Source organism: Phaeovulum veldkampii DSM 11550, assembly GCF_003034995.1.
GTDB lineage: Bacteria > Pseudomonadota > Alphaproteobacteria > Rhodobacterales > Rhodobacteraceae > Phaeovulum > Phaeovulum veldkampii.
This window is the reverse complement of sequence record NZ_PZKF01000105.1, coordinates 1-1,515: the sequence shown is the minus strand read 5'-3', so window position 1 is coordinate 1,515 and position 1,515 is coordinate 1. Positions and strand designations below refer to the sequence as shown.

Genomic DNA, 1,515 nt, shown 5'->3' with positions numbered 1-1,515 from the left:
CAACAACCTCTACGAAATCCGCGACCGCAAGACCGGCGCAGTCAAGTGGACGGCGACGCGCGTTGATCTGGTGTTCGGGTCGAATTCGATCCTGCGCGCCTATGCCGAGGTCTATGCCCAGGACGACAACAAGGCCAAGTTCGTGGCCGATTTCGTTGCCGCCTGGACCAAGGTGATGAACGCCGATCGGTTCGATCTGGCGTAAGCCAGACCGGCACCTTCGGGGGCTTTTCAGGCGGGCTGCGATGGCGGCCCGCCTGTTTGCGTTGCTAGCGGTCGAGGCGCAACCCCGATGGCACGCTGTCGGGCGGCGCCATCCGCCCCCCTGCCTTTGCGACCGGGTCTTCCAGAGCGGTCAGGAAGGCCACAAGATCGGCGATTTCCGCATCGCTCAGCGCCGCCGGCGCGGTGCTGACTGCGGCCGCGATTGCGGTGAAATCTGCCCCCGCAGGGCCAGGGGCCAGATCGGGCTTGTCGGTGTCCAGCACCGGCAGCAGGGCATTGCCCAGCCGATAGCCTGCCAGCGTCGCCCCGGCATCAAGGTGCTGGCGCAGGTAGCCGGCAAGATCGACATAGGCGCCCGCATGGCCATAGGGCGCGGTCAGCGTCACGTTGCGCAGGCTGGGGGTGCGGAAGGCAAAGGCGTCAGCGGGGTCGTTTGACACCCGCTGCCGCCCGGTGTCGCGCTGGTGGTTTTCGAACCGTTCCGCCTTGCCCGGCCCGATCTGCGGCTCGCCCATCGCATGAAACCGCATGTCGGTCAGCAGCGCGCCGGAATGGCAGGTGGCGCAGCCCGCCTTGCCGTAAAACAGCGCCATCCCGGCCTGGGCCCGCGGCTCAAGTGCCGCCTCACCGCGCAGCAAAGCGTCAAACGGTGCCTGATCCGAACGGAAATCGAAGGTCATATAGGCGGCGATGGCGTTCGAGATGTCGGTGAAGCCGATCGCGCGGCCCGCCGCAATCTCCGGGTAGGCGGCGCCAAACCGTTCCGCATAATCGGGAATGGCCGCCACCCGCGCCGCAAGCGCCGCCCATGCGCCATCCGGCCCGGTGATCCGGCCTTGGCGGACAAGGGTTGAAATCTTGTTCTCGTCATAATGTCCGGCCATTTCGTCGTTCGACAGGACCGGAAACATGGTCTGGGCCGACAGAAGCGAGGCAAAGCCCGCGACCATCTCGTCCTCCATCGGCGTGCGAAAGCCCTGCGGGCGGGCGCGGTCAACCTCGATCCGCCCATCGGCAAACAGCGCGGTAAAGCCGCGCGCGCCCACATTCCACAGCGCCGGCGAATTGCGCGGAATGCGCTGTTCGGGGTGGTTTTCGGGGATGGCCCGGCGCTCAGGCCCAAGGCCTGTGCCGCCTTCGCCGATCCCCAGCGAAACCCCGTCCGAGGTGCCGAACCGCGGGTGATGACAGCTTGCGCAGGCGATGTTTCGGTTGCCCGACAGTTCGGCATCCCAGAACAACAACTGGCCCAGTTCGATCTCGGCGCGCGAATGGGGCGGGAAATCGGCA

At 66.5% G+C, this 1,515-nt stretch carries 2 protein-coding genes; one reads left to right on the top strand and one right to left on the bottom strand.

The window, feature by feature from the left end; genetic code table 11:
- Window positions 1–205: hypothetical protein (locus C5F46_RS16075; RefSeq protein WP_146160262.1), on the top strand; the 205-nt coding region annotated here is incomplete at its 5' end.
- Window positions 206–269: 64 nt separating this feature from the next.
- Here the strand turns inward: C5F46_RS16075 and C5F46_RS16070 are convergent.
- Window positions 270–1,515 (bottom strand): cytochrome-c peroxidase (locus tag C5F46_RS16070; protein WP_107326298.1); only part of this gene is annotated, 1,246 nt, incomplete at its 5' end.